Raw genomic sequence first — 26,699 nt, forward strand, 5'->3', positions numbered from 1 at the left:
TTTCTTAGCAGGTAAGGAGAGAGAGCTTTTTTACTTAAAAAAACACTACAATGAAATTTAATACTAAGACAATACATGGTAAACAGCATCCAGATAAGGCTTATGGATCTGTGATGCCTCCCATATACCAAACTTCTACTTATGCACAATCTACGCCTGGCGGTCATAAGGGATATGAGTATAGTCGCTCTGCAAACCCTACGCGTCATGCACTTGAGCAGTCGCTTGCGAGTATAGAAAATGGAGACTACGGAATCGCTTTTGCATCTGGACTTGCTGCAATAGATGCAATTATGAAGCTACTCAAGCCGGGTGATGAGGTTGTCTCAACGAGTGACCTTTATGGAGGTACGTATCGGCTTTTTACGAAGATATTTGAAGGTTTTGGCATAAAGTTCCACTTTGTTGGAATGCAAGATGTAAAGAATATAGAGACATATATAAATGAAAAAACAAAGCTCATTTGGGTAGAAACGCCTACAAACCCGATGATGAGTATTATTGATATTGAGGCAGTGTCAATAATTTCAAAAAAGCATAACGTTCTGTTTGCGGTTGATAATACTTTTGCAACCCCTTATTTGCAATTACCACTAGACTTAGGTGCCGATATTGTGATGCATAGTGCTACAAAGTATTTAGGAGGTCATAGTGATCTGGTGATGGGTGCTCTTATTGTAAAAGATAAGGAGCTAGCAGATAGATTATATTTTATACAAAATGCAAGCGGAGCGATAAGTGGACCTCAAGATAGCTTCTTAGCATTGCGTGGTATAAAAACATTGCATGTGCGTATGCAACGACACTGCGAGAATGGAAAGGCTGTTGCTCACTATCTTAAGTCTCATCCTATGGTTGATAAGGTATACTGGCCTGGGTTTGAAGATCATCCTAATCATCATATTGCCAAAAGACAGATGAAGGATTACGGAGCTATGATTTCATTTACTACTAAGCAAGATTCTCTTGCTGGTGCTGTAAACTTTGTAGAAAAACTACAAATTTTCACCCTCGCCGAAAGCCTAGGAGGTGTCGAGTCGCTTGCAGGTCATCCAGCATCAATGACTCATGGCTCTATCCCTAAAGAAGAACGAGAAAAACTCGGAATCAAAGATTCCTTAGTGAGGTTAAGCGTAGGTATTGAAGATGAAGAAGATCTCATAGCAGATCTTAAACAGGCACTAGAAAACTAAGCTTGTAAAACAGAAAAGCGACTTTGATAGTATCAAAGTCGCTTTTCTGTTTATTCTTTATAATAGATTAATCCAGATAATAGATATATCCTACATTAATCCAGAAAATCCAGTCATTTACTTTATTGTCAGGTCTTGGGTCAGGGTTAAGCCCATCTACCCAGTTAGAAAAGTAGTAGTGCCATCTCAAATCTAAATTAAGATCACTTAGTACGCTTAGCTTATATCGTGTTCCTATACTTCCAGCGATTGCCCAAGTTGTTCCAGGTCGTGTGTCAACTCCAGTACCAAACTCGCCATCACCTACATTAAAGCCTTCGATTATAGCTGGTCCCGTGTCAAAAGGATCCTGAGTGTAAGGGTTGAGTACTTGTCCAAAAATATTTCCATCAGGTCTCAAATCAGTCGTAGCACTAGGATTATAAGAAACAAAGTGAGCACCAAGACTCACATATGGAGCAAATTTAAAAGCTCCTGCTGCAAAGTCTCTTATGCTAAGTGGGTAATATTCTAGATGAGAGCCTATTTCTAAAACACTAGCTTTTCCTTTGTGATTACGTAGTCTTAAACCACCAAAATCGTTGTCATCTGTTTCTGGACCAAAGTTGTCGAGATTCGTAAAATGATAATCAATTTCATTACGAACTTTAAAGTGATCATTAAAATAGGTGTATCGAGAGTAACAGTTACAATCTGCTTGATATGAGAAGTTGAGGTAGTGAACGATACCTACTCCAAATCCTGTGTTTCCTATGTTTGTTTCTTGATTTCCACGCTCACCATAGTCAGCTTGAAATGCAACTGGTCCCGCAATAACTCCAAGTTCATGCGAAAATCCAAATTGAGCATTTAAGCTCTGATGCGCCATCATAAAAGATAGCAATGCCAATAGTAGGTGCTTGGCTTTCATAAGTTAGGTTGTTTGAGTGTGACAAATATATACAATAATGTCAAACACCGAAATTTCTAAGAATATTCTACATTTTCTGTAAGTTTAATCTTACAAACTAATTTATCCATTGTGATATTCTAAAAAAAATGCACATAAAATCAAGGATACCGTATATTTGTACTCAGTAAAAATTGATTTGTAAAATACATTCTCACAATAGATTAAACTTATGTCAGACAGCATTAAAAAATTTGTCGATTATGTTGCTAAGAGCAACCCGAATGAGCCAGAATTCATGCAGGCCGTTCACGAGGTAGCAGAAACTGTAATACCTTTCATAGAAGAAAATCCTAAATATCAAGGGAAGAAACTTCTTGAGCGTATGGTAGAGCCAGAGCGTACGATTATGTTTCGTGTGCCATGGACAGATGATGCTGGAGAGATACAGGTTAATAGAGGTTACCGTGTGGAGTTTAACAGCGCCATTGGTCCTTATAAAGGAGGGCTTCGTTTCCACCCATCTGTAAATCTTAGTATTCTTAAGTTTTTAGGTTTTGAGCAAGTTTTCAAAAACAGCCTTACAACATTACCTATGGGTGGTGGTAAAGGTGGATCTGATTTTAACCCAAAAGGAAAATCTGATGCAGAGGTAATGCGTTTTTGCCAAAGCTTTATGAGCGAGCTTGCTCGTCACATAGGTCCTAATACAGATGTACCTGCGGGAGACATTGGTGTAGGTGGTCGTGAGATAGGATATATGTTTGGACAGTACAAGAGACTTCGTAATGAGTTTACTGGAGTTCTTACTGGAAAAGGATTATCATACGGTGGCTCATTAATAAGACCAGAGGCAACAGGTTACGGAGACGTTTACTTTGCACAGAGTATGCTTAAAACTAAAGGAGAAACTTTTGAAGGTAAAAAAGTAGCAGTTTCTGGATCAGGAAATGTTGCTCAATACGCTACAGAAAAAGTAACTCAACTAGGTGGTAAAGTAATCACTATATCAGACTCTGGAGGATATATCGTAGATAACGATGGTATTGATGCAGAGAAGCTTGCATTTATAATGGAACTTAAGAATGTAAAACGTGGCCGCATAAGCGAGTACACAGAAAAGTATACTTCTGCAGAGTATCATGAAGGTAAGAGACCTTGGGGAACAAAAGTAGATGTAGCTTTACCTTGTGCAACTCAGAATGAGCTTGACGGTGATGAAGCAAAAACTTTAGTAGATAACGGATGTATCTGTGTTGCTGAAGGAGCAAACATGCCTTGTACACCAGAAGCAATTGAAGTATTCCACAAAGCAAAAATCTTGTTTTCACCTGGAAAAGCTTCAAACGCAGGAGGAGTTGCTACTTCTGGACTTGAAATGTCACAAAACAGTTTACGTTACAACTGGACGGCAGAAGAGGTAGACGAGAAGCTACACAACATTATGCTTGATATACACGAAGCATGTGTTGAGTACGGTAAAGATGAAGATGGTTACGTAGATTACGTAAAAGGAGCAAACGTTGCCGGATTTGTAAAAGTAGCAGATGCAATGCTAGCACAAGGAGTGGTTTAATTACTGTTTCATATAATTTTTTAAAAGGGTAGCTTAGGCTGCCCTTTTTTGTTACGCTTTCGCGAAAGCGTACTTCTACATGATGTCGTACTAGCATATGTGAGTGCCTCATTTCGATTCATAGTACAATAATTGTACATTTGATCGTTTTAAATAAATAAGATTTTCTTGCTGTGAACATACGTTTTCTTCTTATTGTATTCTTGGTTTCATCTATTGCGGTGGCACAAGATTTTTCTGAAGATTGGACAGCTCATTTTTCTTATAATCAAACCGTTGGTATCACCTCTGGCAATGATAAGGTGTACGTAGCATCTGAGAATGCGGTTTTTATCTATAATACACTAGACGGCACTACCACAAACAGGACTACAGTAAATGGTCTTTCTGGTAATTTAATCTCTTCTATATATTATAGTGAGAGTTTTGACACGCTCTTCGTGGGTTATGAAAATGGAGTGATAGATGTTATTGTAGGTAATAATTCTGATGTACTTACGGTTGTAGATATTTTTAATAAACCAGCCATTCCGCCAGATCGCAAGCGTATCAACCACTTTGAAGAATATAATGGGTTTGTTTTTATAGCTACAGGCTTTGGTGTGTCACTTTATGATGTAGGTAGGCTTGAGTTTGATGACTCGTATTTTATAGGCAATAATGGAGGGCTTTTAGATATAGGTAGTACTGCTGTTCAAGAACCATATATTTATGCCGCAACCCTAGATGGTGGATTACGTAGGGCACTCGTTGCAAACGAGAATCTTATAGACTTTAATAACTGGGAGACAACTCGAAATGGCGCTTTTGAGAAGGTTATAGAATTTGACAATAACCTTTACTTACAAGAGGATAATGGTCTTCTAATCTCATCTAACGGGTTAGATTTTTCTGTTTTTCAAAACTTTCCCACTTCCATTATAGATGTCCGATCTAGCGCTGAGAATATTATAGTCACACTAAACGCTAGTGTGTTTTTGTATGATGTAACTGGCACCCTAGTTCAAAATTATGGGGCTATAGCAGATTTCAATCCTAAATATGCCACTGCACTTGTAGAAGATAGTGCTGTGTATATAGGTACTCTAGGGTCTGGTGTGGCTCTCTTTGATATCGCAACTCCGGGAGACATAACTCGTTTATTACCTAATGGACCGTTAGAAAATGCACATTTTGACGTAGCGGCAAGTACAGGTTCTGTGTGGTCTGTTTTTGGTGATTATACTGTTTCATACAATCCATTCCCACTTAAAAGGCAGGGGATAAGTCGTTATAGTGAGGCAGAGGGATGGAGTTCTATTCCGCAGGAAGATTTCTTTGGGGCGAGCAACTTTGTGCACATTGCCATTAATGATCAAGATCCATCACGATTATATGCTAGCTCTTTTAATGGAGGACTTGTGGAAATCATAGATGAAACTCCAAGTATTCTCTATGATGAAAATAATAGTTCGCTTTTACCGGTGGCTACCACGACAAATGATGTAAGAGTGAACGGAGGAGCATTTGATAATGATGGTAATTTCTGGGTGACTAACGCGCGTTCTGTACTAGGTTTACAACGAGTTTCTCCTAGCGGACAGTTTACTCCATTTAATACAGAAGAGATTCTTGCTGGTGAAGATGCAAACTTGGATGCTGTTGCTATTACCCCAGATGGTAAAATTTTTGTAGGAACAGATAGAAGAGGTGTTATTGGTTTTAATCCAAGTACAAATACATTTGCTCGTCTAGCAGGCGAAGATGGTGCTGGAAACTTACCTATAGATGATATACGATCACTAGCGGTAGATAGAAACGGAGCGCTGTGGATAGGCACAAGATTAGGTTTGCGAGTGCTATTTGCTCCTTCACAACTCTTTGAAGATCCTCAGTTAAGCGCAAATGCTATTATAATATTACAAGATGGTATTGCTCAAGAATTACTTAATGATCAGGTGGTAACAGATATTATTGTAGATGGCGCAAATAATAAGTGGCTTGCTACTGCAGATTCAGGAGTGTTTTATGTGAGTCCGAATGGTCAAGAAACGATTTTTCATTTTACTACAGATAATTCGCCGCTTCCTTCAAATACGGTGCAATCTGTAGCAATTGATCCAGAAACTGGTAGTGTGTACTTTGGTACGATAAGAGGAATGGTAGCTTTTGATGGCTCCTCTACTGCACCAGCCGAAGATCTTGAAGAAGTGCTCGTGTACCCAAACCCGGTAAGGCCTGGGTTTAACGGTAATGTGCGTATAGAAGGGCTTACTGCAAATACTAATGTGAAGATTACAGATCTAGTGGGCAATCTTGTCTATGAAGAAAATACCACGGGGGGAAGCATTGAGTGGGATACAACCGCTTTTGGGCGACATAAAGTAGCATCCGGAGTATATCTCATTATTATTACGGGACCACCAGAAGAGCTGCAAGAAACTACCATTAAGAAAGTCATGATCATTAGATAATGCTAGTAAAAACAGAAGCCATTGTATTTTCTGCTCTTAAATATGGAGAGGCAGATCTCATTGTAAAAGCATTTACACAAAGTAGCGGACTCAAATCTTATCTCATTAGAGGAGTTTTAAAATCAAAGAAAGGTAAGCTTCGAGTTGCCATGTTTCAGCCGCTCACACATTTAGAGATTGAAGCAAATCATAAGGATAAAGGCACGCTGGAAAGTATACGCGAGGCAAAAGTGGTCACGCATTACACAAGCTTGCATACGGAAGTGGCAAAAAGTGCCATTGTTTTTTTTATTGCAGATGTACTTAGATCTTCTGTGCAAGAGGAAGAAGAAAACGTTCCTCTCTTTGATTTTATAGTGAACGCTAGCTTATGGCTAGATTTAAATAATACGATTGCAAATTTTCATTTACTATTTCTTTTGAAGCTAAGTGGCTACTTAGGTTTTTATCCAGATGACTCAGAGGTTCAGCATGAGTACTTTAACTTGATAGATGGAATGTTTGAAAATGCTGAGACAAGTATTTACTGTCGTTCTGGGCAGGATATTGAGTTGTTAAAGTTATTCTTGGGCACAAATTTTGATGCATTAGTTTCTATCAAACTAAACCAAAAACAGCGCACCTCTTTTCTCAACATGCTATTACAGTATTATGAGTTACATTTACACGGTTTTAAAAAACCTAGATCACTAGCGGTGCTCAATTCAATTTTCAGCTAAATGCGCATACTTTTTACCCTACTCTTATTAGTAGCTGTCTCTGTACAAGCCCAAAAAATCACGGTGCTTGATGTAGACACGCGCGAACCTATAATAGGAGTTGCTATTTTTAATAAAGATAAAAGTAAAAGTGCCCTCACAGATTTTGATGGGAGAGCAGATGTGACCGCTTTCGCGAAAGCGGAAATCCTTTATTTTCAAGAAGTCGCACATAAAGATGCGCAATACAGCAAAGCTCAGATCATAGCCCTTTCTAATAGAATCTTCTTGAAGCAGAAGGATAATCAGCTTACGGAAATTGTGCTCTCTGCAAGCAAATTTGCACAAAGCCGAAAGAACGTTCCACAAAAAATAGTAGGAATCTCTTCTGAAGATATACAGCGCGCAAACCCACAAACTGCAGCAGATTTACTACAGGCAAGTGGCTCTGTGTTTGTTCAAAAAAGTCAGCAAGGTGGAGGTAGTCCTTTGATAAGAGGATTCTCTACAAATAGGTTACTCATCACGTTAGATGGCGTTCGTTTTAATACCGCAATCTTTAGAGGTGGAAACGTACAGAATGTAATCTCAATAGATCCATTTACTATAGATCGCACAGAGGTGCTACTAGGTCCAGGATCCGTAATTTACGGTAGTGATGCCGTGGGAGGAGTAATGAATTTTTATACAAAGCAACCTAAGCTTTCATTTACAGAAAATCACTTAGTTACTGGTACTGCTGTCGCACGTGTAAACACTGCAAATAATGAGAGGACAGGGCATTTTGATATCAATATAGGGAAGCGCAACTGGTCTTTTCTTACTAGTGCAAGCTACTCAGATTATGATGACCAGCGTCAAGGGAAGCATGGCCCAGATGATTATTTACGTACTGATTTTGTAAAAATTATAGACGGCGTTGATACCGCCGTGGTTAATGATGATCCTTTAATACAAGAAGGCTCAGCTTTTAACTCATTAAACTTGATGCAAAAAGTGCGTTTTAGGCCTAACGATACTTGGGATTTTAACCTAGGTCTTATTTATGCCACTACATCAGATTACGATCGTTATGATAGATTAACGAGAAAAAGAGATGGAGAGTTTAGAGCTGCAGAGTGGTTTTATGGTCCGCAACAATGGTTTATGACTAATCTGCAGATTGATAAAGAGGGTTATGGGAGTTTTTATAATCGTGCAAGAGCAACCATAACGTACCAAAACTCTAAGGAAAGTAGAAACGATCGGGATTTTGGCGGAACAGATTTTTTTGAAACAGATGAGAATGTAGATGCTTTTTCTGTAGGCTTAGATTTTACAAAAAACCTGAAGTCAAAGCGCAATAAAGTCTTTTATGGACTAGAGTATGTATATAATAAAGTAGGATCTAATGGTCAAGTAACAGATATCACTACGGGAACTATAAGCAATCAGGCTTCTCGTTATCCAGACGGATCTACATGGCAGTCTCTTGCTGCTTACGGTACTATACAATTAGAACTTACAGAGAAGACACGCCTGCAATCTGGATTGCGTTATAACCACATATTTCTTGCAGCAGACTTTTCTGATAATAATGAGTTTTTTGCACTGCCTTTTGACAAAGCAGATTTAAGTACTGGAAATCTTACAGGAAGCATAGGTGTCACTCATGAAATATCTAAAACAGTAAGCCTCAAAGCAAACCTCGGAACAGCGTTTAGAGCACCTAACATTGATGATGTAGGTAAAATATTTGATAGCGAGCCAGGATCTGTAGTTGTGCCTAATCCTAATCTTAAATCTGAGTATGCATACAATGGCGAACTAGGATTTAATTTCAATTTTTCTAACGCACTAAGGCTGGATGTAAACGGTTATTACACATTGCTAGAGAATGCATTAGTACGTCGTGATTTTGATCTTGATGGCGTGACAGAGATAGCATATCAAGGTGAATTAAGCAATGTACAAGCGATACAGAATGCCTCAAAAGCTGAGGTTTATGGTATAGAAATAGGTGCAGATGCAAAGCTCTCTAAAACCTTAAAGCTTACAGGGCAGTTTAATTATACGAGTGGTGTAGAACAAGACGAAGATGGTAGTTACATACCTTTTAGGCACGTGGCACCGCTTTTTGGTAATAACCATTTAATATGGACTAGTAATAAATGGACGCTAGATGCTTCGGTGGCTTATAGTGGCTCTTTTGATTTTGATGAGCTCGCTCCTAGTCAGCAAAGTAACTCACACCTTTATGCACTAGACGGAGATGGTAATCCTTACTCGCCTAGCTGGTATGAACTTAGTTTAGGGAGCCGTTATGTGCTTTCAGATAGTTGGTCTTTTACAGCAAATCTTGATAATATTACAGACCAGCGATACCGTACATATTCATCCGGAATAGCTGCTGCGGGAAGAAATCTAATACTGGCGGCGACTTATAATTTTTAATGTTACGCTTTCGCGAAAGCGTAAAAAACCATTTAACTACTTGCTTTTACCACCTACTATGATGACAATCTCACCCTTAGGAGGTTTGTTTGTGTAATGGGCAAGTACTTCTGTAGCAGTCCCGCGCACGGTTTCCTCATGTAATTTTGTAATCTCTCGAGAGACAGAAACCGGGCGATCCTCTCCAAAATATTCTATAAAATGGCCTAAGGTCTTTACTAGCTTGTGAGGAGACTCATAAATAATCATCGTGCGTGTCTCTTCTTGAAGAGCTAGAAAGCGAGTTTGGCGCCCTTTCTTTACAGGAAGAAAACCTTCAAAAACAAACTTATCATTAGGGAAGCCGCTATTTACAAGTGCAGGTACAAATGCTGTTGCACCTGGTAAACAGTCTACCTCTATACCTGCCTCTACACAAGCTCTAGTAAGTAAAAAACCAGGGTCAGAAATGGCAGGTGTACCTGCGTCACTTATACAAGCTATGGTCTCACCGGCTGCAATGCGTTGTACGATAGCATCTACAGTTTTATGCTCATTGTGCATATGGTGACTCATCATCTGCGTGCCTATTTCGTAATACTTAAGTAGTTTGCCGCTGGTGCGTGTATCTTCTGCAAGAATAAGATCTGCTTCCTTAAGTATGCGAATAGCACGGAAGGTCATATCTTCAAGATTACCAATAGGCGTAGGAACTAAGTAGAGTTTTGACATGCCGCAAAGTTAGTGATTAATGATAGTTTGTAGTTGTAAAACTAGCGATACATAGGTCTCACTTCTTTCCCAAAAAAGTAAGAAGCAAGAAGTAATACTAATGCAACGAGCGTCAAAGTAATATCATGATCTGCCTTGTAGTGGGCGGCAGCTGCGAGAACTACGTCAAAAAATATTCCAGCATAAGCCCACTCCGTAAGCCAGGGTATACCTCGCCACAATAACATGAGGATTGCACATATTTTCAATACCGCTAGCGGTATTACAACGTACGTAGGATAATTAAGAGCCTTAAAAAAACCTTCAACCATCTCTGTATTTCTAAAATACATTTGAGCAGAGTAGAGCATGATAGCACAAATGCCTATTGTGGTGATCCAATAAATAATACGTTGTACTTTCATGGTAAGCTAGTTTTGATTTTAGAATTAAACTCTTTGAGTTTTGTTTTAAGAACTTTGCCTTCGTCGTAACTAATCCTAAAAGCTTTTAATGAATGTGTGAAAACTTCATTATTGGTAGTAATTAATAGTTGTTCTTTTAATCCGTTATAGCTTACAGCGTCAATTTTCTGAAATTTTTTATGCAGTACCATCCTGTTTTCAATAATAAACATAAGATCAGTCTCGGAAAGAGTGATTTTATCAACCTTGGCTTTTTTGAATGTCAACAATAGTGATAAAAAAATATTATTATTTATAATGGCACTCTCTAAGAACGTGGATGCAGATTTCTTCTTTAAAATAGTTGTTTGCAAAAGTCAATAGGGCATTTATCTACGAATACCGTCCTTCCACAATTTCAAGAAAGCGAGTTTCTTGTGCTTCTTTACCTTCCCAGTTATTATAATCAGGTTTTACCATCTGAGATATAAAAGTGTTAGCTTCTGCTGCAGAGCCAAAAGTTTCTAGTTGGCTTAAAACTCTATTATAGTCTGAGGTGCTTCCAGCGAATAGATGTTTTATGAAGGAGAGCTTGTCGTTAAGTCCAATTTTTAAACCGGTTTTTAAACGGTCATTAAGATTCTTAGGCTTATCATTTACACTTTCTTTGTTAGAAGTTTCCTTAGGTTCAAAAATGGGCATTTGGCCATATTCATTCCCAATTTCAAAACTATCGGCCTTTCCTACTGCTGGTTGAGGTGGTATGATTGCGTCTATTACCTTATCAATATCTGCAGCTTCAGGAGTCATTTCTGGCCACATATCTTTTATTTTTTCAATTACAGGCTCATGTACAGGCTCATCATTATCATTGTATTGAGTGCCATCTGGTCTGTGATGATCGTCTGTTCCTTTTGCTTCGGCATATCTAGCTTGGTTATCTGCTAGTATCTCGGCAGGCGTTCTTGTAGGTGATGGAGTCGTCGTGGTTTGAGTTTCTAGATTAGTTAGTGACGCTTCGCTTGCTGGCGCAAGTTCCTCATTTACCATTACTTCCTCTAGTTCTCTTAGTCCCAAGGTAGGTTTTCCTGCATTTTCAAGTTGTTCTGCATAAGCTAGAACAGTGAGCTTTTCGTGCAGTTTTCTAGTTGTATCTGCCAGTTGTTTATAATCTGCATTGTCGCGTAGTTGTAGAATTTTATGAGCTATGCTTACGAGTTCTGCCTTGATAGTTTTCTTCATAACTTTGAGATATGTGGAGCGGTTTCAACGTAATTTTGATACATTTACCTCTGCCTTAATCATTGGGATTAATAAAACGGAATTATTACCGTTTTGGTCTAGAAAAGTACAAAATGTTTCTCGAAAATACAGTAAATCATAAAGAGCAATTTGGCTGGATTGAAGTCATTTGCGGATCTATGTTCTCTGGTAAAACAGAAGAACTCATCCGTAGGCTCAAACGCGCACAGTTTGCAAAACAAAAAGTTGAAATCTTTAAACCTGCGGTAGACACCCGTTATGATGAGGAAATGGTGGTCTCTCACGACTCAAATGAGATACGCTCTACTCCAGTTCCAGCGGCTGCAAACATCCCTATGCTTGCAGATAATTGCGACGTTGTAGGTATAGACGAAGCACAGTTTTTTGACGATGAGATCGTAAAGGTTTGTAATGATCTTGCAAACCGCGGTATACGAGTAATCGTAGCTGGACTTGATATGGATTTTAAAGGAAACCCCTTTGGGCCTATGCCTAACCTTATGGCAACAGCAGAGTATGTGACTAAGGTACACGCAGTATGTACTCGCACAGGTAACCTAGCTCAATATAGCTATAGAAAAGCACAGAGTGAAGATATCGTTATGCTAGGAGAGACCGAGGAGTATGAGCCCTTATCACGTGCAGCATATTATAAAGCTATGCTGAGAGATAGATTACGTAAAATGGATGTTCAAACTCCTGAGGAAATCACAATAAATAACTCGAGGCAAACCCCTCAAGACCCTAACTAATGGCAATTACACGCTTAGAAATAGATCTAGCTGCTTTACGCCATAACTATTCTTATTTAAGGAAAAAGGTAGCACCTTCTGTTAAAGTGATGGCAGTAGTAAAAGCCTTTGGGTACGGGAGTGATGCAGGAGCTGTGGCTCAAGAATTAGAAATTCAAGGAGTAAATTATTTTGCTGTAGCATATGTGTCAGAAGGTGTTGCACTTAGAGATGCTGGTATAACAACACCTATACTAGTATTACACCCGCAACCAGATAATTTTGAAACGTTGCTAGAGCGCTGTTTGGAGCCTAATATTTATAGCAGGAGAATGCTGGAAATGTTTTCCGCTTTCGCGAAAGCAAAAAAGCAAACAGCATATCCCATTCATCTTAAGTTTAATACAGGACTTAATAGACTAGGTTTTTTAAATACAGATGCGCCATGGATTCTTGACCGCTTAAGCGAAAATATGAGCCTAAAAGTAGCATCGCTCTTCTCACATCTAGTAGCAAGCGAAGATCCCACCGAAGAAGAATTTACCTTAAATCAAATCCTTCAATTTACAAACATCTCAAAAGAACTCTTGCAAGGGCTAGATTATGTGCCATTTATGCATATGACTAACACTTCTGGGGTTATTAATTATCACAGAGCTCATTTTGATTGTGTACGTATAGGTATAGGTTTATACGGATACGGTAATAATAAAGAGGAGACAGAAAATTTAAAGCCTGTAGCTAGATTAAAATCTGTAATTTCACAGATACATCATATTAAAGCTGGGCAAAGTGTAGGATATAATCGTGCTTATAAAGCTACCGAAAATATAATTACCGCTACATTACCTATAGGTCATGCAGATGGAATCTCTCGTTCCCTAGGGAAAGGTGTTGGTTATGTTATGATTGCTGGGCAAAAGGCTTCTATTATTGGTAATGTTTGTATGGATATGATTATGGTTGATATCACAAGCATAGCCTGCCATGAAGGCGATGAGGTAGAGATTTTTGGAGAAGTTACAAGTGCCGAAACACTAGCCAGCGAGATGCAGTCTATTTCATACGAACTTTTAACGGCCATCGGTCAACGGGTAAAACGTGTCATTCTTCGATAAAGTGTGTTTCTTAAATATTTGTTAAGCAATTTGAGAAAAATAGTTACCTTCGATTCATATTAACTTAAAAAACAGACTTGACAATGTTAAAAGAATTTAAAGATTTCATCATGACGGGTAACGTCATTGACCTAGCAATAGCAGTAATACTAGCTGGAGCAATTGGACTTGTAGTAAAAGGATTTGTAGGAGACATCATGATGCCTATAGTAGGACACTTTGCAGGAGGTGTAGATTTTGCAGATTTAAAAGTAGTTCTTGACGAAGCAGTAATGGTAGACGGTGCTGTAGCAACTCCAGAAAATGCAATTATGTATGGAAACTGGATTAATGCAATCATTAACTTAATCATCGTTGGTTTTGTACTTTTCATGATTGTAAAAGCTTACAACAAAACTAAGAAGCCAGTTGTAGAAGAAGTAGCAGCAGATCCAGGACCATCTGAGATTGATTTATTAAAAGAGATCAGAGATTCTCTTAAGAAGTAATTACTCGTAGCAACCGCTACACTATTATATTCTAACTTAAACCACCTTGTTTATCTAACAAGGTGGTTTTTTTATGCAATTAAAACAAAGTTTGATGTATTGTTATATATCTAACTAACTTTTAAGATTTCAACGGCTTATAAATCGTTAATGCGTGCTAACTTTGACGTTCTATAAAGTTTTCGCGAAAGCGAAGCTCATTTTTAAAACAACCTCTTTAAAACGATACTATGAAAGTAGCGGTAGTAGGAGCCACCGGGATGGTAGGCCAAGTGATGTTAAAAGTTCTTGCAGAACGTGATTTCCCAATTACAGAGTTAATACCTGTAGCCTCAGAGCGCTCTGTAGGTAAAAAGGTTACTTATAAAGACAAGGAGTACACGATTCACTCTATGGAAGATGCCATTGCAGCAAAGCCGCAAATAGCAATCTTCTCTGCTGGAGGAAACACCTCAAAGGAGTTTGCACCTAAGTTTGCAGAGGTAGGTACAACAGTAATAGATAACAGCTCTGCCTGGAGAATGGACCCTACAAAGAAGCTTGTAGTGCCAGAAATAAACGCTACCTCACTAACTAAGGAAGATAAAATTATTGCAAACCCTAATTGCTCTACCATACAGATGGTGCTAGCAATGTCTCCTTTACATAGAGAGTACGGTATAAAGAGATTAGTCATATCTACTTATCAATCTATAACTGGTACGGGAGTAAAAGCAGTAGAGCAACTAGAAAATGAATATGCGGGTGAAAAAGGTGAGATGGCATACCCATACCCTATACACCGCAACGCCATACCAGCGTGTGATGTTTTTGAAGAAAATGGATACACAAAGGAAGAACTTAAACTAGTAAACGAAACTCAAAAAATACTAGATGATCGCTCTATAGCTGTTACAGCTACTGCAGTACGTATTCCAGTAGTAGGAGGGCATAGTGAATCTGTAAATGTAGAGCTGCGTGCGCCTTTTGAAGAGAAGGACATTCGTAAGGTTCTTAATGAAACTTCTGGAGTAACTGTACAAGACAACCCAGATACAAATACGTACCCTATGCCTATTTATGCAGAGGGTAAAAATGATGTTTTTGTAGGTCGTATACGTCGTGATTACTCACAAGAGAATACGGTTAATATGTGGATTGTGTCTGATAACCTTCGTAAGGGAGCAGCAACAAATGCAGTGCAAATAGGTGAGTACCTAGTAGCAAACGGATTAGTGTAAATCCAGCTTTAACATATCTTAGTGTATAAAAAGTCCCTCATCGCGAGGGACTTTTTATATTTGTGATAAATACCTCAAGCATTGAAAAAAATAGACATCACCACCTGGAAACGTAAGAAGCATTTTGAGTTTTTCTCACAATTTGAAGAGCCTTACTTTGGGATCACCTGGCAAGTAGATATGACACTTGCAAAGCAGCGAGCAAAAGAGCAGGGTATCTCACTTTTTGTGTACTACCTGCATAAATCTCTTGAGGCGGCTATGGCTATAGAAAACTTTAGATACCGCATTAGGCCTAATGGAGAGGTGGTGTTGCTAGATACTATAAGCGCTAGCGCTACGCTTATGAGAGACAATGAGACGTTTGGATTTAGTTACATTCCTTACGATGCAGATATGACGGTTTTTACAAAATCTGTAGAGCGTGAGGTGGAGCGTGTAAAGGAATCAGATGAGCTTTTTCCGCCTATTAATACAGATGATGTGATGCATTGCTCTGCCATACCCTGGATGGATTTTACAGCAATCACACATTCAAGACTCTTTAAAGCAAAAGACAGTGTTCCAAAAATTTCTTACGGCCAGATTACTCAAAAAGAGCCAGGAGTTTACACAATGCCTGTTGCCTTATATGTACACCACGGTCTTATAGATGGTTTGCATCTCTCTAGGTATAAGATCAAATTTCAAGAGCTGCTAGACGGTAAAGAGTAGGTCTTGTAATTAAGTGCTGCTCACTTCGTCTAAGGTTAGGAACAATAAAACCAACCATAATGAAATTAGCACACACAATTATAAGAATAGGCCTAGGACTTATGTTATTTGTCTTTGGTCTGAACAAATTTTTCTGGTTTATGCCAGATTTTGAATTTGGTGATAACATAGGCGCAGCAAATCTTTTTCAGGCATTTACAGATAGTGGTTATATGTGGCCACTTGTGGGAGGGCTTGAAGCGATTATTGGAGTATTATTTATTACTAAAAAAGCATTTCCTGCGGCATTACTAGCACTTATACCTATTTCGGTAAATATTGTGCTCTTTCACGCAGTGCTTGATCCGCCTAATATTGCGCCAGCTTTACTAGTTGCTATCCTCAATGGTTACTTCATTTATCGCAACTGGTCTTATTACAAAGATTTAGTGTAGGTAGTGCGCACCATAACATATTTATACCCACTTATTTAAGTGGGTTTTTTTATGCTTTCGCGAAAGCGTAATAACTCGTATCTTGAATCTCCATTCAAACACCCACACGTTATGAAAAAACTAGTTCTATTTGCACTGGCTACAACCGCAATAATAAGCTGTAATCAAGACGCCGAAAAACAATCAACATCGATGGCTGTAACTTATACTGAAACAAAAAAAGTAGATACGGTAGACACCTATTTTGGCACAGAAGTGCAAGATCCTTATCGCTGGCTAGAAGACGATCGCAGTGAGGAAACAATGGACTGGGTAAAGCGTGAAAATAACACTACGCAAGACTACCTCAAGAATATTCCTTTTAGAGCAGAGCTTAAAGATAGACTCGCTACTTTATGGAACTATGAGAAAGTAGGTTCACCTTTTAAAGAAGGTTATTATACATACTTCTATAAAAACGACGGACTCCAAAATCAATATGTAATTTATCGCTACAAAACAGGTGAAGATCCTAGTACAGCTACGGTATTTCTAGATCCAAACACCTTTGCCGAAGATGGTACTATTTCCTTAGGAGGAGCAAGCTTCTCTGAGGATGGATCTATTCTTGCTTATGCCATTTCTGAGGGAGGAAGTGACTGGCGCAAGATTCTGGTAATGGATACAGAGAAAAAAGAAATTGTAGAAGATACCCTAGTAGATGTAAAATTCTCAGGAATGTCTTGGTATAAAAATGAAGGTTTTTATTACTCTAGTTATGATAAGCCTAAGGGCAGCGAACTATCGGCAAAGACAGATCAGCATAAATTATACTATCATAAATTAGGTACAGCACAGTCTACAGATAAGCTCATTTTTGGCGGCACAGCTGCAGAGAAGCATAGATATGTAGGTGGTAGTGTTACAAAAGATAACCGCTATCTGCTTGTGAGCGCTCGTAGCTCTACCTCTGGAGGAAAGTTATTTATGAAAGACCTTACTAAGCCAGGTAGTGACTTTCTAACCATACTTGGTCACGAAGATTCTGATAGCTACGTGATGGAAAACGTAGGGAGCAAGCTTTTTATAGCAACTAATCTTGATGCGCCTAATATGCGTGTTGTAACGGTAGATGCATCTAACCCTACACCAGAAAACTGGGTAGATTTTATACCAGAAACAGAAAATGTATTAAGCCCAAGTACTGGCGGAGGATCATTTTTTGCACGTTATATGGTAGATGCAGTTTCAAAGGTAAAACAGTATGACTACAGCGGTAAGTTAGTGCGCGATGTAGAATTACCAGGAGTAGGAAGCGTAGGAGGTTTTGGCGCAGAAAAAGATGAAAAAGAACTGTACTATAGTTTTTCAAATTATAAAACGCCAGGGAGTATTTATAAATATGACATCGCATCTGGTACCTCAGAATTATTTATCAAGCCAGATATAGATTTTGACCCAGAAGCTTACGAGAGCAAGCAGGTGTTTTATAACTCAAAAGACGGTACGAAAGTACCTATGATTATCACATATAAAAAGGGAACTGAGCTCAATGGTAAGAACCCTACTATTTTATATGCTTATGGAGGTTTTAATGTAAGTCTTACACCTAGCTTTAGCATTGCAAATGCTGTGTGGATGGAGCAAGGTGGAGTGTATGCAGTGCCTAACCTAAGAGGTGGTGGTGAATATGGTAAAAAATGGCACGATGCAGGAACTAAGATGCAAAAGCAAAATGTCTTTGATGATTTTATTGCAGCCGCAGAGTATCTTATTGATAACAAATACACCTCAAAAAAGTACTTAGCAATACGCGGTGGTTCTAACGGAGGTTTACTTGTAGGAGCAACAATGACACAACGTCCGGATCTTATGCAAGTAGCATTACCAGCAGTAGGCGTAATGGATATGTTACGTTACCACACCTTTACAGCAGGTGCAGGATGGGCATATGATTATGGTACAGCAGAGGATAGTAAAGAAATGTTTGAATACCTTAAAGGGTATTCTCCAGTACATAATGTAAAAGCGGGAACGTCATACCCAGCAACAATGGTTACTACGGGAGATCACGATGATCGTGTAGTACCTGCTCACTCATTTAAGTTTGCTGCAGAGCTTCAAGAAAAGCAAGCAGGAGATGCCCCAGTACTTATACGTATTGAGACAGACGCTGGTCACGGTGCTGGTACGCCAGTAGCAAAAACTATTGAGCAATATGCAGATATCTTTGGGTTCACATTATATAATATGGGCTACGAGGTACTACCAGAAAAGGTAGGCAACGTGATGAAAAAGTAACTAGCATAATTAAGACATAAAATACAGATGATGAGTAAACCCACATTTGGAGTTATAGGAGGAGGAAGCTGGGCAACCGCTATTGTAAAAATGCTATGTGAAAACCTAGAGACTGTAGGTTGGTATATGCGCAGTAACTATGCACTTGAGCACATCAAACGCGAAGAGCATAACCCAAGTTACCTAAGCTCTGTAGAGTTTAAGCCAGAACAACTTAAGTTAAGTAATGATATAAACGAGATTGTTGCTTATGCAGATGTAGTCATCTTTGCAGTGCCATCTGCTTTTATAGGCGGTGAGCTAGCAAAGCTCACGGCTTCTTTAGAAAATAAACTCATTATTTCTGCTATAAAAGGCATAATGCCAGAGAGTGGTAAGCTGGTGGGTGATCACTTTCACAATGTATATAACATACCTTTTGAAAATATAGGCGTTATTGCTGGCCCTTGTCACGCAGAGGAGGTAGCACTTGAGCGTCTGTCATATCTTACAATAGCTTGCGCAGATAAAGAAAATGCAAAGCTGGTGGCAAAAAACCTATCTAGTGATTATATAAAATGTACCACTAGTGATGACATTATCGGAATTGAGTATGCTGCTACGCTCAAAAATATTTATGCCATCGCGGCTGGTATTGCACACGGTTTAGGCTACGGAGATAACTTTCAAGCGTTGTTAATGAGTAATGCTATACGTGAGATTAAACGTTATGTAAAACGTGCTCATAAGATGAAGCGTGACATTAATGGCTCTGCTTATTTAGGAGATTTATTGGTGACGGGATATTCTGTCTTTAGCCGTAACAGAATGTTCGGTAATATGATAGGGAAGGGCTACACGGTAAAAAGCGCACAGATGGAAATGTCTATGATTGCCGAAGGCTATTATGCAGCAAAAAGTGCTTTAGAACTTAATGAGTCTCGTGAAAAACAAGCCAAAATCCCAATTATTGAAGCCGTGCATTGTATTCTCTATAAAGGAAAAGATCCTAAGAAGGTATTTAAAAAGCTTACAGAGAAGCTTAATTAAGTTGTAGTGTTGCGCTTTCGCGAAAGCGTAATAAGTTACACTGCTAGTACACCATCTTTATCCATTACAGGAAGCGCTACGGCGCTTTCTGCTTTTATGGTATGTGCAGGAAACTCAAAACGCTTCTCATACATCTTGTTATCTAGAAAATATGTAACCGAGTAGAAGTTATCAAGCTTAAAGATATCTTCTTGCATAAACTCAATCTTTGCAAACCCCTTTGCTGGTAGCACTTTTATGGTGTGACGCGTGTGCGTGGTCATTTGCTTATCATTATAGCCTTGTACGGTAAGAAGTACCATCTCGAGTGGAGCTAGGCCATCGTTTATGATATATGCATTCCAGTCTAGTGTTTTAAACTCCTCGTGCATTTCTTGCACAGCAGCGATATAAACGTCCTTTACTTCTGGTATGATAATGTCTTTGCGCATAGCTCTAATCTGGTCAAGCGCAGTAAAGACCTATTTAATAAAGAAATGATGTTTCCCACGACTGCGCTCGAGGGGATAGTATGACTTTAAAAAGCAGATTTAAACTGCTCTAAGAAACGAGCATCGTTCTCACTAAGCATTCTAATGTCTGAGATCTGGTGTAGTAATAGAGCAATACGATCTATACCCATACCAAACGCAAAGCCACTGTACTCTTTTGAGTCAATACCACAGTTTTCAAGTACATTAGGATCTACCATACCACAGCCCATAATCTCAAGCCATCCGGTTCCTTTTGTCATTTTGTAATCTGTCTCTGTCTCAAGACCCCAGTATACGTCTACCTCTGCACTAGGCTCTGTAAATGGGAAGTATGATGGACGTAAACGTATTTTACTTTTTCCAAACATCTCTGTAGTGAAGTACTGCAGTGTTTGTTTAAGATCTGCAAATGATACGTCTTTATCAATGTATAGTCCTTCTACTTGGTGAAAGAAACAGTGTGAACGACCACTTATAGCCTCGTTACGGTATACACGACCTGGAGAGATCGTACGTATAGGTGGTTTGTTATTTTCCATATATCTCACTTGTACAGATGAGGTATGCGTGCGTAATAATACGTCTGGATCTGTTTGAATAAAGAAGGTATCCTGCATATCACGTGCTGGGTGATATTCAGGAAGGTTTAAGGCAGTAAAGTTATGCCAGTCATCTTCTATTTCTGGACCTTCTGAAACGTTGAATCCTATGCGAGAAAAAATATCAATAATTTGATTTTTTACAATAGAGATAGGATGGCGTGCTCCTATTTCAATAGGTTCACCTGGACGTGATAAATCTCCGGTAGCCGTTTCTTCTTCGGCGCCTTCTAGCTTTTCTTTAAGCTCGTTTACTTTTTCAAGAGCACTCGCTTTAAGGGTGTTAATTACCTGTCCATACTCGCGCTTCATCTCATTAGGCACATTGCGAAAATCTGCCATAAAATCATTAACGAGCCCTTTCTTTCCAGAATACTTAATTCTGAACGCCTCTACCTCTTCTAAAGTTTGGGCATTAAAGGCCTTTACTTTTTCAATGTGTTCTTTGATTTTATCTAACATAACGGATGATTTTACCCTCTAAAAGGAAAGCGCAAATTTAAGAATAAAATTGGGGTGTAGCCTTAAAAAGAACGTGCGAAAATAAACACCCACAAAATCTAAGTTTGCTACTAGTAAGATTTAAGAAATAAGTCCTTTTTCTAAAAAGTACTGCACGATGGCATCCTTCATAAGTATTTGTTGCTCACCGGCTTTAAGTGGTGGTAAGGCTTCTAGTACTTTGTAATGTGGCCATCCATCTGGATCATCATAATCGTACTGGTAGTACCCAAAAGGTTCTAGTAAACGGCATATGGCTATATGCATCAAGTTCATCTTTTCATCCTTCTTAAAGGTTTTATCTAGTTGCCCTAGCTCTTGTATACCTATGAGGTATATAATGCTGTCTAGATCCATCGCTCCCGTATCTCCCTCTGCAAAGCGGTCGGCTAGTTTTTGTACTACCGCTTCATATCTCTCTTTAAGTTGCTCGTCTCTTGCCATAAATGTGCATCATCGGGAGTTTGGTCCCGCAGTTGTGATCCTATTTTATTAAGAAAATATAGATGGGTCTTACAAGTTAAGACATCCATCAAGTGTAAGATAACAAAGATACAATGCGTAGGTGAGCTACTTGCACAATATCAAAATTCATTAATCTGTAAAAAACTTATCTTAGCCATATGAACACAATAGACATCGTTTTTGGGATCATTTTGATTCTAGGTTTAGTACAAGGGATACGTAAAGGCTTTTTTGTAGAACTTGCCTCACTGGTAGGTCTTATTGCAGGTATTTATGGAGCCATACATTTCTCATATTATGTGGCAGACTGGCTTGTTGAGAAAACGGCGTGGGGAGAGCAAATTATAAAGCTTACCTCATTTGCAATAACATTTGTAATTATTGTTTTGGTTGTTTCGCTCGCAGGAAAACTGCTTACTAAAGTTGCAAATTTTGCAATGCTAGGTATTGTAAATAAGCTACTAGGCGCTGCATTTGCGGTTATAAAATTTGCCTTTTTACTAAGTGTGGTTCTTATGTTTATAGATGCAGCAGACCGCCAGATAAGTCTCATAGGTGATGATAATAAAGAAGAGTCTATTTTATATCCTATCGTACAGCCACTTGCTCCTGCATTACTTCCGGCAATTATAAAAACTGCCAAAGACGAGGATATCTATAACCCAGATAAAGAAAAAGAGCCGACTGAAACAGACGACTCTTCTAGTATTAAGTAATGTTGATAGTTACGCTTTCGCGAAAGCGTAATTACACCCTATATCATCTATTTAATATCTGTCTTTTACCTGCGTGTTAAGAGAATTGATGCACTCTTCAAAGGTGTCATAAACCTCTGTTTCTGGTATTAACTCAGGGATGATTTTAATACGTTCTAGCATATACTTAGGCTGTTTTCTAAGGCCTACAATATGCACATTAATTCCGCCTTGGTTAAGTTGGAGAATCGTGTCTTCTATCGCATATACACCAGACTGATCTACATAAGGTACACGCCCCATACGCAAGATAACATCTGATGCCGTCGCTGGAATTTGCTTAGTAAGTGCCGAAAATTCACTCGTATACCCAAAGAATAACGGCCCACGAAGGTGCTTTATAAATACCTCCTCCTTGAGATGGTCTGGAAAAATAAGTTCGTCACTCCATAATACTTTATTCTTTTCGGCGGCGCGTAGGTCAAAAACTTTAGACTGTCTAGCGGTGAAGTCCCCCATCTTTTTCATAAACATAAGACACGATAACACAAGACCAATTCCTACTGCAGCCACTAGGTCCCACACTACAGATAGCACAAGCACCACAAGCATTATAATTACCTCAGAACTTAGTTTAATAGGTCCCATCTTTAAATCCTTAGGAAGGTTAGGGATGGCTTTAAGACCTTTGTAATCCATCACTCCTATACCTACGGTAATAAGTATACCTGCAAGTACTGCTGCCGGTATTTGTGAAGCGATAGGACCTAGGGCTAGGAGTATAAAAAGGAGTAATACACCAGCAATCATTCCTGATAACTTGGTTTTACCACCAGAGTTAATATTTACTACCGTTCTTATGGTTGCACCTGCTCCAGGAATCCCGCCAAAGAAAGAAGCGATGGTGTTTCCTATACCTTGGCCTATAAGTTCTTTGTTAGGCTTATGTCTAGTCTTCGTCATATTATCTGCTACAACAGAGGTAAGCAGCGAATCTATTGCTCCAAGAAACGAAAGCGACAGTGCCGTGAGTATATATGGTGATATGATGCTAAACTTAAAATCTGTTATGATAGAAAGCTTAGGTACCGGAAATCCACTTGGGATTTCTTGAATTGCTCGGTATTCAAAAGGTGCAACATATGCTACTCCAGATACTACGAGCAGAGCGACAAGCGTACTAGGTACAACGGTTGTTATGCGTTTAAAGCCATAAATAATAAAAATCGTGGCAAGCGCAAGGGCAAGCTCTATCCAGTTTATGTTTTGCAAGGCGCGTCCCATCACTTTAAAAGTACCTACTACCCCAGAAGAAGATGCTTTTGCAAGAGTTACGGCCTCCTTGTAAATGTCGGTATCGTCTGTAAGTTTTGCTCTGCGTATGGTTTCTTCAAAGTTTTCTAAAACCAGAAGACCTTCACCTGCTTCGTCTTGTAAAATCTTATCGAGCACAATTTCTTGCGCCTGTGGTTTAAAACTATCTACATAACTTTCATCTTGATTAGGATAATACCCCACAGCTGGTAAAAGTTGCGTGATAAGAATCATCACACCTATAGCGGTCATAAATCCAGATACAACGGGGTAGGGGATGTATTTTATGTATTTACCTATGCCCATTACTCCCAGTACAATCTGGAAGAGACCTGCAAGTAAAAATACGGTAAGTATGGCTGGTAATGCCTTATCTACATCGCCATCAAAAGTTGCAATAATACCTGCGATAACTACCATACTCACTGCGGTCATAGGGGCAGTAGGTCCCGAGATTTGAGTAGGAGTTCCTCCAAAAAGTGCAGCAAAAAATGCTATAAAAATAGCACCATATAATCCGGCACTTGGCCCAAGTCCAGAAGACACACCAAAGGCGAGTGCTAGTGGTAGAGCTACAATACCTGCTGTAATTCCTCCAAAGGCATCGCCTTTAAGGTGTTTAAAGAAGTTTTTCATAATGGTTAGGTTGGTGTCAAAATAGAAAGTTAATTCTTTGCATAAAAATAGGGTGGCTTCTTAACGGAACCACCCTACTAATTTAACATTTTAGTTTGTATGAAGCGTATACTGTTATGAGTTACGCTTTCGCGAAAGCGGTTTTACTACATAAATGTAACTCTACCGTCAGTTATATCATACATAGCGCCTACAATCTTGATTTCGCCATCTTTTTCCATCTCATTTAAAACAACACTTCTAGATCGGATGTTATCAATAGCAATTTTTACATTTTCACGAGAAACTGTGTCTACAAAGTCTAAGTTTGCAGAGGTTCTCATACTTTCCTCTTTAGGTTCTTTTACAGCTGCTACGGCAGGCTCAATTTTATTAATAAGAGCCGTAAGGTTTCCTAATCTTACGTGGTCACAAGCACCTTTTACAGCACCACAACTTGTGTGTCCTAAAACGACGAGAAGTTTTGTGCCTGCTACTTTACAAGCAAACTCCATACTCCCTAGTATATCTTCGTTTATAAAATTTCCTGCAATTCGAATACTAAAGATATCTCCTAGACCTTGATCAAAAACTAACTCTGCAGATACTCTAGAATCTATACAACTTAAGATAGTTGCAAACGGATACTGTCCGTCAGAAGTGTCATTTACTTGCTCTAGTAAATTACGATTTGCTTTTAAATTTTTTAAAAAACGTTCATTTCCTTCTTGTAAAAATTCTAATGCGGTATCAGGCGTCATTTTTGCCTGTGTGATTTTTGTGTGTGCTTTCATAATTTATGCTGTTTTAGGTCTTAGTTTAAAGAATTCAATATAACTAGGTGGGTTCTCTACAATACCACGTTCTGAGATAAGCTTGATATTGATGTTTCGGCTCTTTGCTTTAAGAGCAAAATCTTCTAGTATCTCTATAATATCGTTATCTAAGAATCTCGTTTTACGTACATCTAGTTCAAGGTAAGAGTTTTCTGGAAGGTTGTCAAGTTCCTTTAAGATAGCTCCTTTGTTAAAGAAAGTAACCTCCTCGGCAAGGGTCATTTTCATTTTTTGAGAACCGTTACTTATATCTTCTTTGTTTAAGAAGTGCGAGTTCTTGTAACTCTTGTAAAGTACCACTACGATACCTACGGCAAGACCAAGTCCTATACCCCATAAAAGATCGATAAATACTATACCTACTATAGTAACTATAAACGGTACGAACTGCATCCAGCCTGCTTTCCACATTGCTTTAAAAGTAGCTGGTTTTGCAAGTTTATAACCAACGATAAATAATATTGCTGCAAGAACAGATTTTGGTATTAAATTTAGCAATGTTGGAATGGCAATGACAGATCCTAATAAAAGAAAACCGTGTATAATAGCTGCCATCTTTGTCTTACCACCAGACTGTATGTTTGCTGAGCTACGAACAATTACTTGTGTTATAGGAAGTCCACCAATAAGCCCCGAAATTACGTTACCAGTTCCTTGGGCTAGTAATTCTCTGTTTGTTGGTGTTACTCTTTTTTCTGGATCTAGTTTGTCTGTTGCTTCTACACAAAGTAGTGTCTCAAGACTGGCGACTAGTGCTATAGTAAATGCAGTCACCCATATGGCTGGATTTGTTATTGCTGAGAAATTAGGAGTGCTAAATTGACCAATAAAGCTGTCAAACCCGTCAGGTACAGGCACCGCTACAAGGTGGTCATTTGTTATAAACAGGGAGGAATCTTTTGTTAACGTGTAGAACAAAATACCTATAACTACTGCTACTAAAGGTCCTTGGACAAGCTCAAAAATCTTAGCTTTTTTTGATAGAACAGAACTCCATAAAATAAGAATTGCCATTGAAATCAAAGCTATTACTGTAGCTCCAGTACTAAAACTTCCACTTAAAATTGCATTTAATGCATTTAAGATTTCTGTAAACGTATTTTCTCCATCTATTTGTAAAAAAGCAAAGTCCCCTTCTGGATCTTTGTCAATACCAAAGAAATAAGGAATTTGTTTTAAAATAATAATGATACCTATACCCGTAAGCATTCCTTTTATAACTGAAGATGGGAAATAGTACCCAATAATTCCTGCCTTAAGCAATCCAAAGGCTATTTGTATGATTCCTCCTAGAACAACTGCAACTAGAAAGCTTTCATATCCTAATGTTTCTATAGCTACAAGAACAATAGCAGCGAGTCCTGCTGCAGGACCACTTACACCTATTTGAGAGCCACTCAAGGCTCCTACTACAATACCTCCTATAATACCGGCTATAAGACCTGTAAATGGAGGAGCGCCACTGGCAAGTGCAATACCAAGACATAATGGTAAAGCAACAAAAAATACAACGACACTAGCGGGTAAGTCGTTTTTTAAATATTTGAACATAATTAATAATTTGAACACTTCTATTAAGGTAGAGGTG

25 protein-coding genes are annotated in these 26,699 nt (G+C 38.7%); 14 read left to right on the plus strand and 11 right to left on the minus strand.

The window, feature by feature from the left end; all coding sequences use genetic code 11:
• Positions 1 to 50 precede the first annotated feature (50 nt).
• The gene (locus D017_RS05935; RefSeq protein WP_035335263.1) at positions 51 to 1,193 is read left to right on the plus strand and encodes a cystathionine gamma-synthase; all 1,143 of its coding nucleotides are present in this window, start codon (positions 51 to 53) and stop codon (positions 1,191 to 1,193) included.
• 67 nt (positions 1,194 to 1,260) lie between these two features.
• Here the strand turns inward: D017_RS05935 and D017_RS05940 are convergent, their stop codons facing one another.
• The gene (locus tag D017_RS05940; RefSeq protein ID WP_035335264.1) at positions 1,261 to 2,103 is read right to left on the minus strand and encodes a hypothetical protein; all 843 of its coding nucleotides are present in this window, start codon (positions 2,101 to 2,103) and stop codon (positions 1,261 to 1,263) included.
• 211 nt (positions 2,104 to 2,314) lie between these two features.
• Here D017_RS05940 and gdhA point away from each other — a divergent pair, with 211 nt between their 5' ends.
• The 4 genes from gdhA to D017_RS05960 all read left to right on the plus strand — a co-directional run bounded on the left by gdhA (position 2,315) and on the right by D017_RS05960 (position 9,242).
• On the plus strand, positions 2,315 to 3,658 hold the full coding sequence (gene gdhA / locus D017_RS05945) for an NADP-specific glutamate dehydrogenase (protein WP_035335265.1): 1,344 nt from the start codon (positions 2,315 to 2,317) through the stop codon (positions 3,656 to 3,658).
• Between the two features lie 173 nt (positions 3,659 to 3,831).
• Positions 3,832 to 6,111, plus strand: a complete 2,280-nt coding sequence (locus D017_RS05950) for a two-component regulator propeller domain-containing protein (protein ID WP_051583818.1) — start codon at positions 3,832 to 3,834, stop codon at positions 6,109 to 6,111.
• Entirely contained in the window at positions 6,111 to 6,830 is a 720-nt protein-coding gene (recO, locus tag D017_RS05955; RefSeq protein ID WP_035335267.1) for a DNA repair protein RecO, read from the plus strand. Before D017_RS05950 ends, recO begins: the two co-directional genes overlap by 1 nt.
• On the plus strand, positions 6,831 to 9,242 hold the full coding sequence (locus D017_RS05960; protein WP_035335269.1) for a TonB-dependent receptor: 2,412 nt from the start codon (positions 6,831 to 6,833) through the stop codon (positions 9,240 to 9,242). It abuts the gene before it with no gap.
• Positions 9,243 to 9,278: 36 nt separating this feature from the next.
• Here D017_RS05960 and rsmI read toward each other — a convergent pair whose 3' ends face one another.
• Genes rsmI through D017_RS05980 form a run of 4 tightly spaced genes read right to left on the minus strand, consistent with a single transcriptional unit; the run spans position 9,279 to position 11,578 of the window.
• Complete coding sequence (rsmI, locus tag D017_RS05965) at positions 9,279 to 9,953, minus strand: 16S rRNA (cytidine(1402)-2'-O)-methyltransferase (RefSeq protein WP_035335272.1); 675 nt, start codon at positions 9,951 to 9,953, stop codon at positions 9,279 to 9,281.
• A 41-nt stretch (positions 9,954 to 9,994) separates the two neighbouring features.
• The gene (locus D017_RS05970; protein WP_035335275.1) at positions 9,995 to 10,357 is read right to left on the minus strand and encodes a DoxX family protein; all 363 of its coding nucleotides are present in this window, start codon (positions 10,355 to 10,357) and stop codon (positions 9,995 to 9,997) included.
• A complete protein-coding gene (locus D017_RS05975) occupies positions 10,354 to 10,710 on the minus strand; it encodes a hypothetical protein (protein ID WP_035335276.1) in 357 nt (118 codons plus the stop codon). Before D017_RS05975 ends, D017_RS05970 begins: the two co-directional genes overlap by 4 nt.
• Before the next feature lie 19 nt (positions 10,711 to 10,729).
• Positions 10,730 to 11,578 (minus strand): hypothetical protein, encoded by an 849-nt coding sequence (locus D017_RS05980; RefSeq protein ID WP_035335278.1) that lies wholly within the window; start codon positions 11,576 to 11,578, stop codon positions 10,730 to 10,732.
• A 113-nt stretch (positions 11,579 to 11,691) separates the two neighbouring features.
• Here D017_RS05980 and D017_RS05985 point away from each other — a divergent pair, with 113 nt between their 5' ends.
• The 8 genes from D017_RS05985 to D017_RS06020 all read left to right on the plus strand — a co-directional run bounded on the left by D017_RS05985 (position 11,692) and on the right by D017_RS06020 (position 19,613).
• On the plus strand, positions 11,692 to 12,351 hold the full coding sequence (locus tag D017_RS05985) for a thymidine kinase (RefSeq protein ID WP_035335279.1): 660 nt from the start codon (positions 11,692 to 11,694) through the stop codon (positions 12,349 to 12,351).
• On the plus strand, positions 12,351 to 13,448 hold the full coding sequence (alr, locus tag D017_RS05990; protein WP_035335281.1) for an alanine racemase: 1,098 nt from the start codon (positions 12,351 to 12,353) through the stop codon (positions 13,446 to 13,448). Before D017_RS05985 ends, alr begins: the two co-directional genes overlap by 1 nt.
• An 83-nt stretch (positions 13,449 to 13,531) precedes the next feature.
• Complete coding sequence (gene mscL / locus D017_RS05995; protein ID WP_035335283.1) at positions 13,532 to 13,936, plus strand: large conductance mechanosensitive channel protein MscL; 405 nt, start codon at positions 13,532 to 13,534, stop codon at positions 13,934 to 13,936.
• A 230-nt stretch (positions 13,937 to 14,166) separates the two neighbouring features.
• Complete coding sequence (locus D017_RS06000; RefSeq protein ID WP_035335284.1) at positions 14,167 to 15,156, plus strand: aspartate-semialdehyde dehydrogenase; 990 nt, start codon at positions 14,167 to 14,169, stop codon at positions 15,154 to 15,156.
• A gap of 81 nt (positions 15,157 to 15,237) precedes the next feature.
• A complete protein-coding gene (locus tag D017_RS06005; protein ID WP_035335287.1) occupies positions 15,238 to 15,870 on the plus strand; it encodes a CatA-like O-acetyltransferase in 633 nt (210 codons plus the stop codon).
• A 59-nt stretch (positions 15,871 to 15,929) separates the two neighbouring features.
• Entirely contained in the window at positions 15,930 to 16,304 is a 375-nt protein-coding gene (locus tag D017_RS06010; RefSeq protein WP_035335290.1) for a DoxX family membrane protein, read from the plus strand.
• A gap of 111 nt (positions 16,305 to 16,415) precedes the next feature.
• Complete coding sequence (locus D017_RS06015) at positions 16,416 to 18,584, plus strand: prolyl oligopeptidase family serine peptidase (protein ID WP_035335291.1); 2,169 nt, start codon at positions 16,416 to 16,418, stop codon at positions 18,582 to 18,584.
• 30 nt (positions 18,585 to 18,614) lie between these two features.
• Complete coding sequence (locus tag D017_RS06020; protein WP_152023918.1) at positions 18,615 to 19,613, plus strand: NAD(P)H-dependent glycerol-3-phosphate dehydrogenase; 999 nt, start codon at positions 18,615 to 18,617, stop codon at positions 19,611 to 19,613.
• Positions 19,614 to 19,648: 35 nt separating this feature from the next.
• Here D017_RS06020 and D017_RS06025 read toward each other — a convergent pair whose 3' ends face one another.
• The 3 genes from D017_RS06025 to D017_RS06035 all read right to left on the minus strand — a co-directional run bounded on the left by D017_RS06025 (position 19,649) and on the right by D017_RS06035 (position 21,630).
• On the minus strand, positions 19,649 to 20,044 hold the full coding sequence (locus tag D017_RS06025) for a hypothetical protein (RefSeq protein ID WP_035335296.1): 396 nt from the start codon (positions 20,042 to 20,044) through the stop codon (positions 19,649 to 19,651).
• Between the two features lie 86 nt (positions 20,045 to 20,130).
• Positions 20,131 to 21,147, minus strand: a complete 1,017-nt coding sequence (pheS, locus tag D017_RS06030) for a phenylalanine--tRNA ligase subunit alpha (protein ID WP_035326534.1) — start codon at positions 21,145 to 21,147, stop codon at positions 20,131 to 20,133.
• Positions 21,148 to 21,267: 120 nt separating this feature from the next.
• A complete protein-coding gene (locus D017_RS06035; protein WP_035335302.1) occupies positions 21,268 to 21,630 on the minus strand; it encodes a hypothetical protein in 363 nt (120 codons plus the stop codon).
• Positions 21,631 to 21,809: 179 nt separating this feature from the next.
• On the opposite strand from D017_RS06035, the gene D017_RS06040 reads away from it, so the two are divergent.
• Positions 21,810 to 22,367, plus strand: coding sequence for a CvpA family protein (locus D017_RS06040; RefSeq protein ID WP_035335304.1), 558 nt, complete (start codon positions 21,810 to 21,812; stop codon positions 22,365 to 22,367).
• A 51-nt stretch (positions 22,368 to 22,418) separates the two neighbouring features.
• Here the strand turns inward: D017_RS06040 and D017_RS06045 are convergent, their stop codons facing one another.
• The 3 genes from D017_RS06045 to D017_RS06055 form a co-directional block, all read right to left on the minus strand.
• Positions 22,419 to 24,296, minus strand: coding sequence for a SulP family inorganic anion transporter (locus D017_RS06045; RefSeq protein ID WP_035335305.1), 1,878 nt, complete (start codon positions 24,294 to 24,296; stop codon positions 22,419 to 22,421).
• Between the two features lie 146 nt (positions 24,297 to 24,442).
• Entirely contained in the window at positions 24,443 to 25,069 is a 627-nt protein-coding gene (locus tag D017_RS06050; protein WP_035335307.1) for a carbonic anhydrase family protein, read from the minus strand.
• Positions 25,070 to 25,072: 3 nt separating this feature from the next.
• A complete protein-coding gene (locus D017_RS06055) occupies positions 25,073 to 26,662 on the minus strand; it encodes a SulP family inorganic anion transporter (RefSeq protein ID WP_035335309.1) in 1,590 nt (529 codons plus the stop codon).
• Positions 26,663 to 26,699: the final 37 nt, after the last annotated feature.

The sequence above is a fragment of the Dokdonia sp. PRO95 genome (assembly GCF_000355805.1).
Classification (GTDB): Bacteria; Bacteroidota; Bacteroidia; order Flavobacteriales; family Flavobacteriaceae; genus Dokdonia.

Bases quoted from the DNA above. Each gene is read 5' to 3' on its own strand.
- D017_RS05935 (WP_035335263.1), top strand. From the start codon at position 51: ATGAAATTTAATACTAAGACAATACATGGTAAACAGCATCCAGATAAG.
- D017_RS05940 (WP_035335264.1), bottom strand. From the start codon at position 2,103: ATGAAAGCCAAGCACCTACTATTGGCATTGCTATCTTTTATGATGGCG.
- gdhA (WP_035335265.1), top strand. From the start codon at position 2,315: ATGTCAGACAGCATTAAAAAATTTGTCGATTATGTTGCTAAGAGCAAC.
- recO (WP_035335267.1), top strand. From the start codon at position 6,111: ATGCTAGTAAAAACAGAAGCCATTGTATTTTCTGCTCTTAAATATGGA.
- D017_RS05960 (WP_035335269.1), top strand. From the start codon at position 6,831: ATGCGCATACTTTTTACCCTACTCTTATTAGTAGCTGTCTCTGTACAA.
- rsmI (WP_035335272.1), bottom strand. From the start codon at position 9,953: ATGTCAAAACTCTACTTAGTTCCTACGCCTATTGGTAATCTTGAAGAT.
- D017_RS05970 (WP_035335275.1), bottom strand. From the start codon at position 10,357: ATGAAAGTACAACGTATTATTTATTGGATCACCACAATAGGCATTTGT.
- D017_RS05980 (WP_035335278.1), bottom strand. From the start codon at position 11,578: ATGAAGAAAACTATCAAGGCAGAACTCGTAAGCATAGCTCATAAAATT.
- D017_RS05985 (WP_035335279.1), top strand. From the start codon at position 11,692: ATGTTTCTCGAAAATACAGTAAATCATAAAGAGCAATTTGGCTGGATT.
- alr (WP_035335281.1), top strand. From the start codon at position 12,351: ATGGCAATTACACGCTTAGAAATAGATCTAGCTGCTTTACGCCATAAC.
- mscL (WP_035335283.1), top strand. From the start codon at position 13,532: ATGTTAAAAGAATTTAAAGATTTCATCATGACGGGTAACGTCATTGAC.
- D017_RS06000 (WP_035335284.1), top strand. From the start codon at position 14,167: ATGAAAGTAGCGGTAGTAGGAGCCACCGGGATGGTAGGCCAAGTGATG.
- D017_RS06010 (WP_035335290.1), top strand. From the start codon at position 15,930: ATGAAATTAGCACACACAATTATAAGAATAGGCCTAGGACTTATGTTA.
- D017_RS06015 (WP_035335291.1), top strand. From the start codon at position 16,416: ATGAAAAAACTAGTTCTATTTGCACTGGCTACAACCGCAATAATAAGC.
- D017_RS06020 (WP_152023918.1), top strand. From the start codon at position 18,615: ATGAGTAAACCCACATTTGGAGTTATAGGAGGAGGAAGCTGGGCAACC.
- D017_RS06025 (WP_035335296.1), bottom strand. From the start codon at position 20,044: ATGCGCAAAGACATTATCATACCAGAAGTAAAGGACGTTTATATCGCT.
- pheS (WP_035326534.1), bottom strand. From the start codon at position 21,147: ATGTTAGATAAAATCAAAGAACACATTGAAAAAGTAAAGGCCTTTAAT.
- D017_RS06035 (WP_035335302.1), bottom strand. From the start codon at position 21,630: ATGGCAAGAGACGAGCAACTTAAAGAGAGATATGAAGCGGTAGTACAA.
- D017_RS06040 (WP_035335304.1), top strand. From the start codon at position 21,810: ATGAACACAATAGACATCGTTTTTGGGATCATTTTGATTCTAGGTTTA.
- D017_RS06045 (WP_035335305.1), bottom strand. From the start codon at position 24,296: ATGAAAAACTTCTTTAAACACCTTAAAGGCGATGCCTTTGGAGGAATT.
- D017_RS06050 (WP_035335307.1), bottom strand. From the start codon at position 25,069: ATGAAAGCACACACAAAAATCACACAGGCAAAAATGACGCCTGATACC.
- D017_RS06055 (WP_035335309.1), bottom strand. From the start codon at position 26,662: ATGTTCAAATATTTAAAAAACGACTTACCCGCTAGTGTCGTTGTATTT.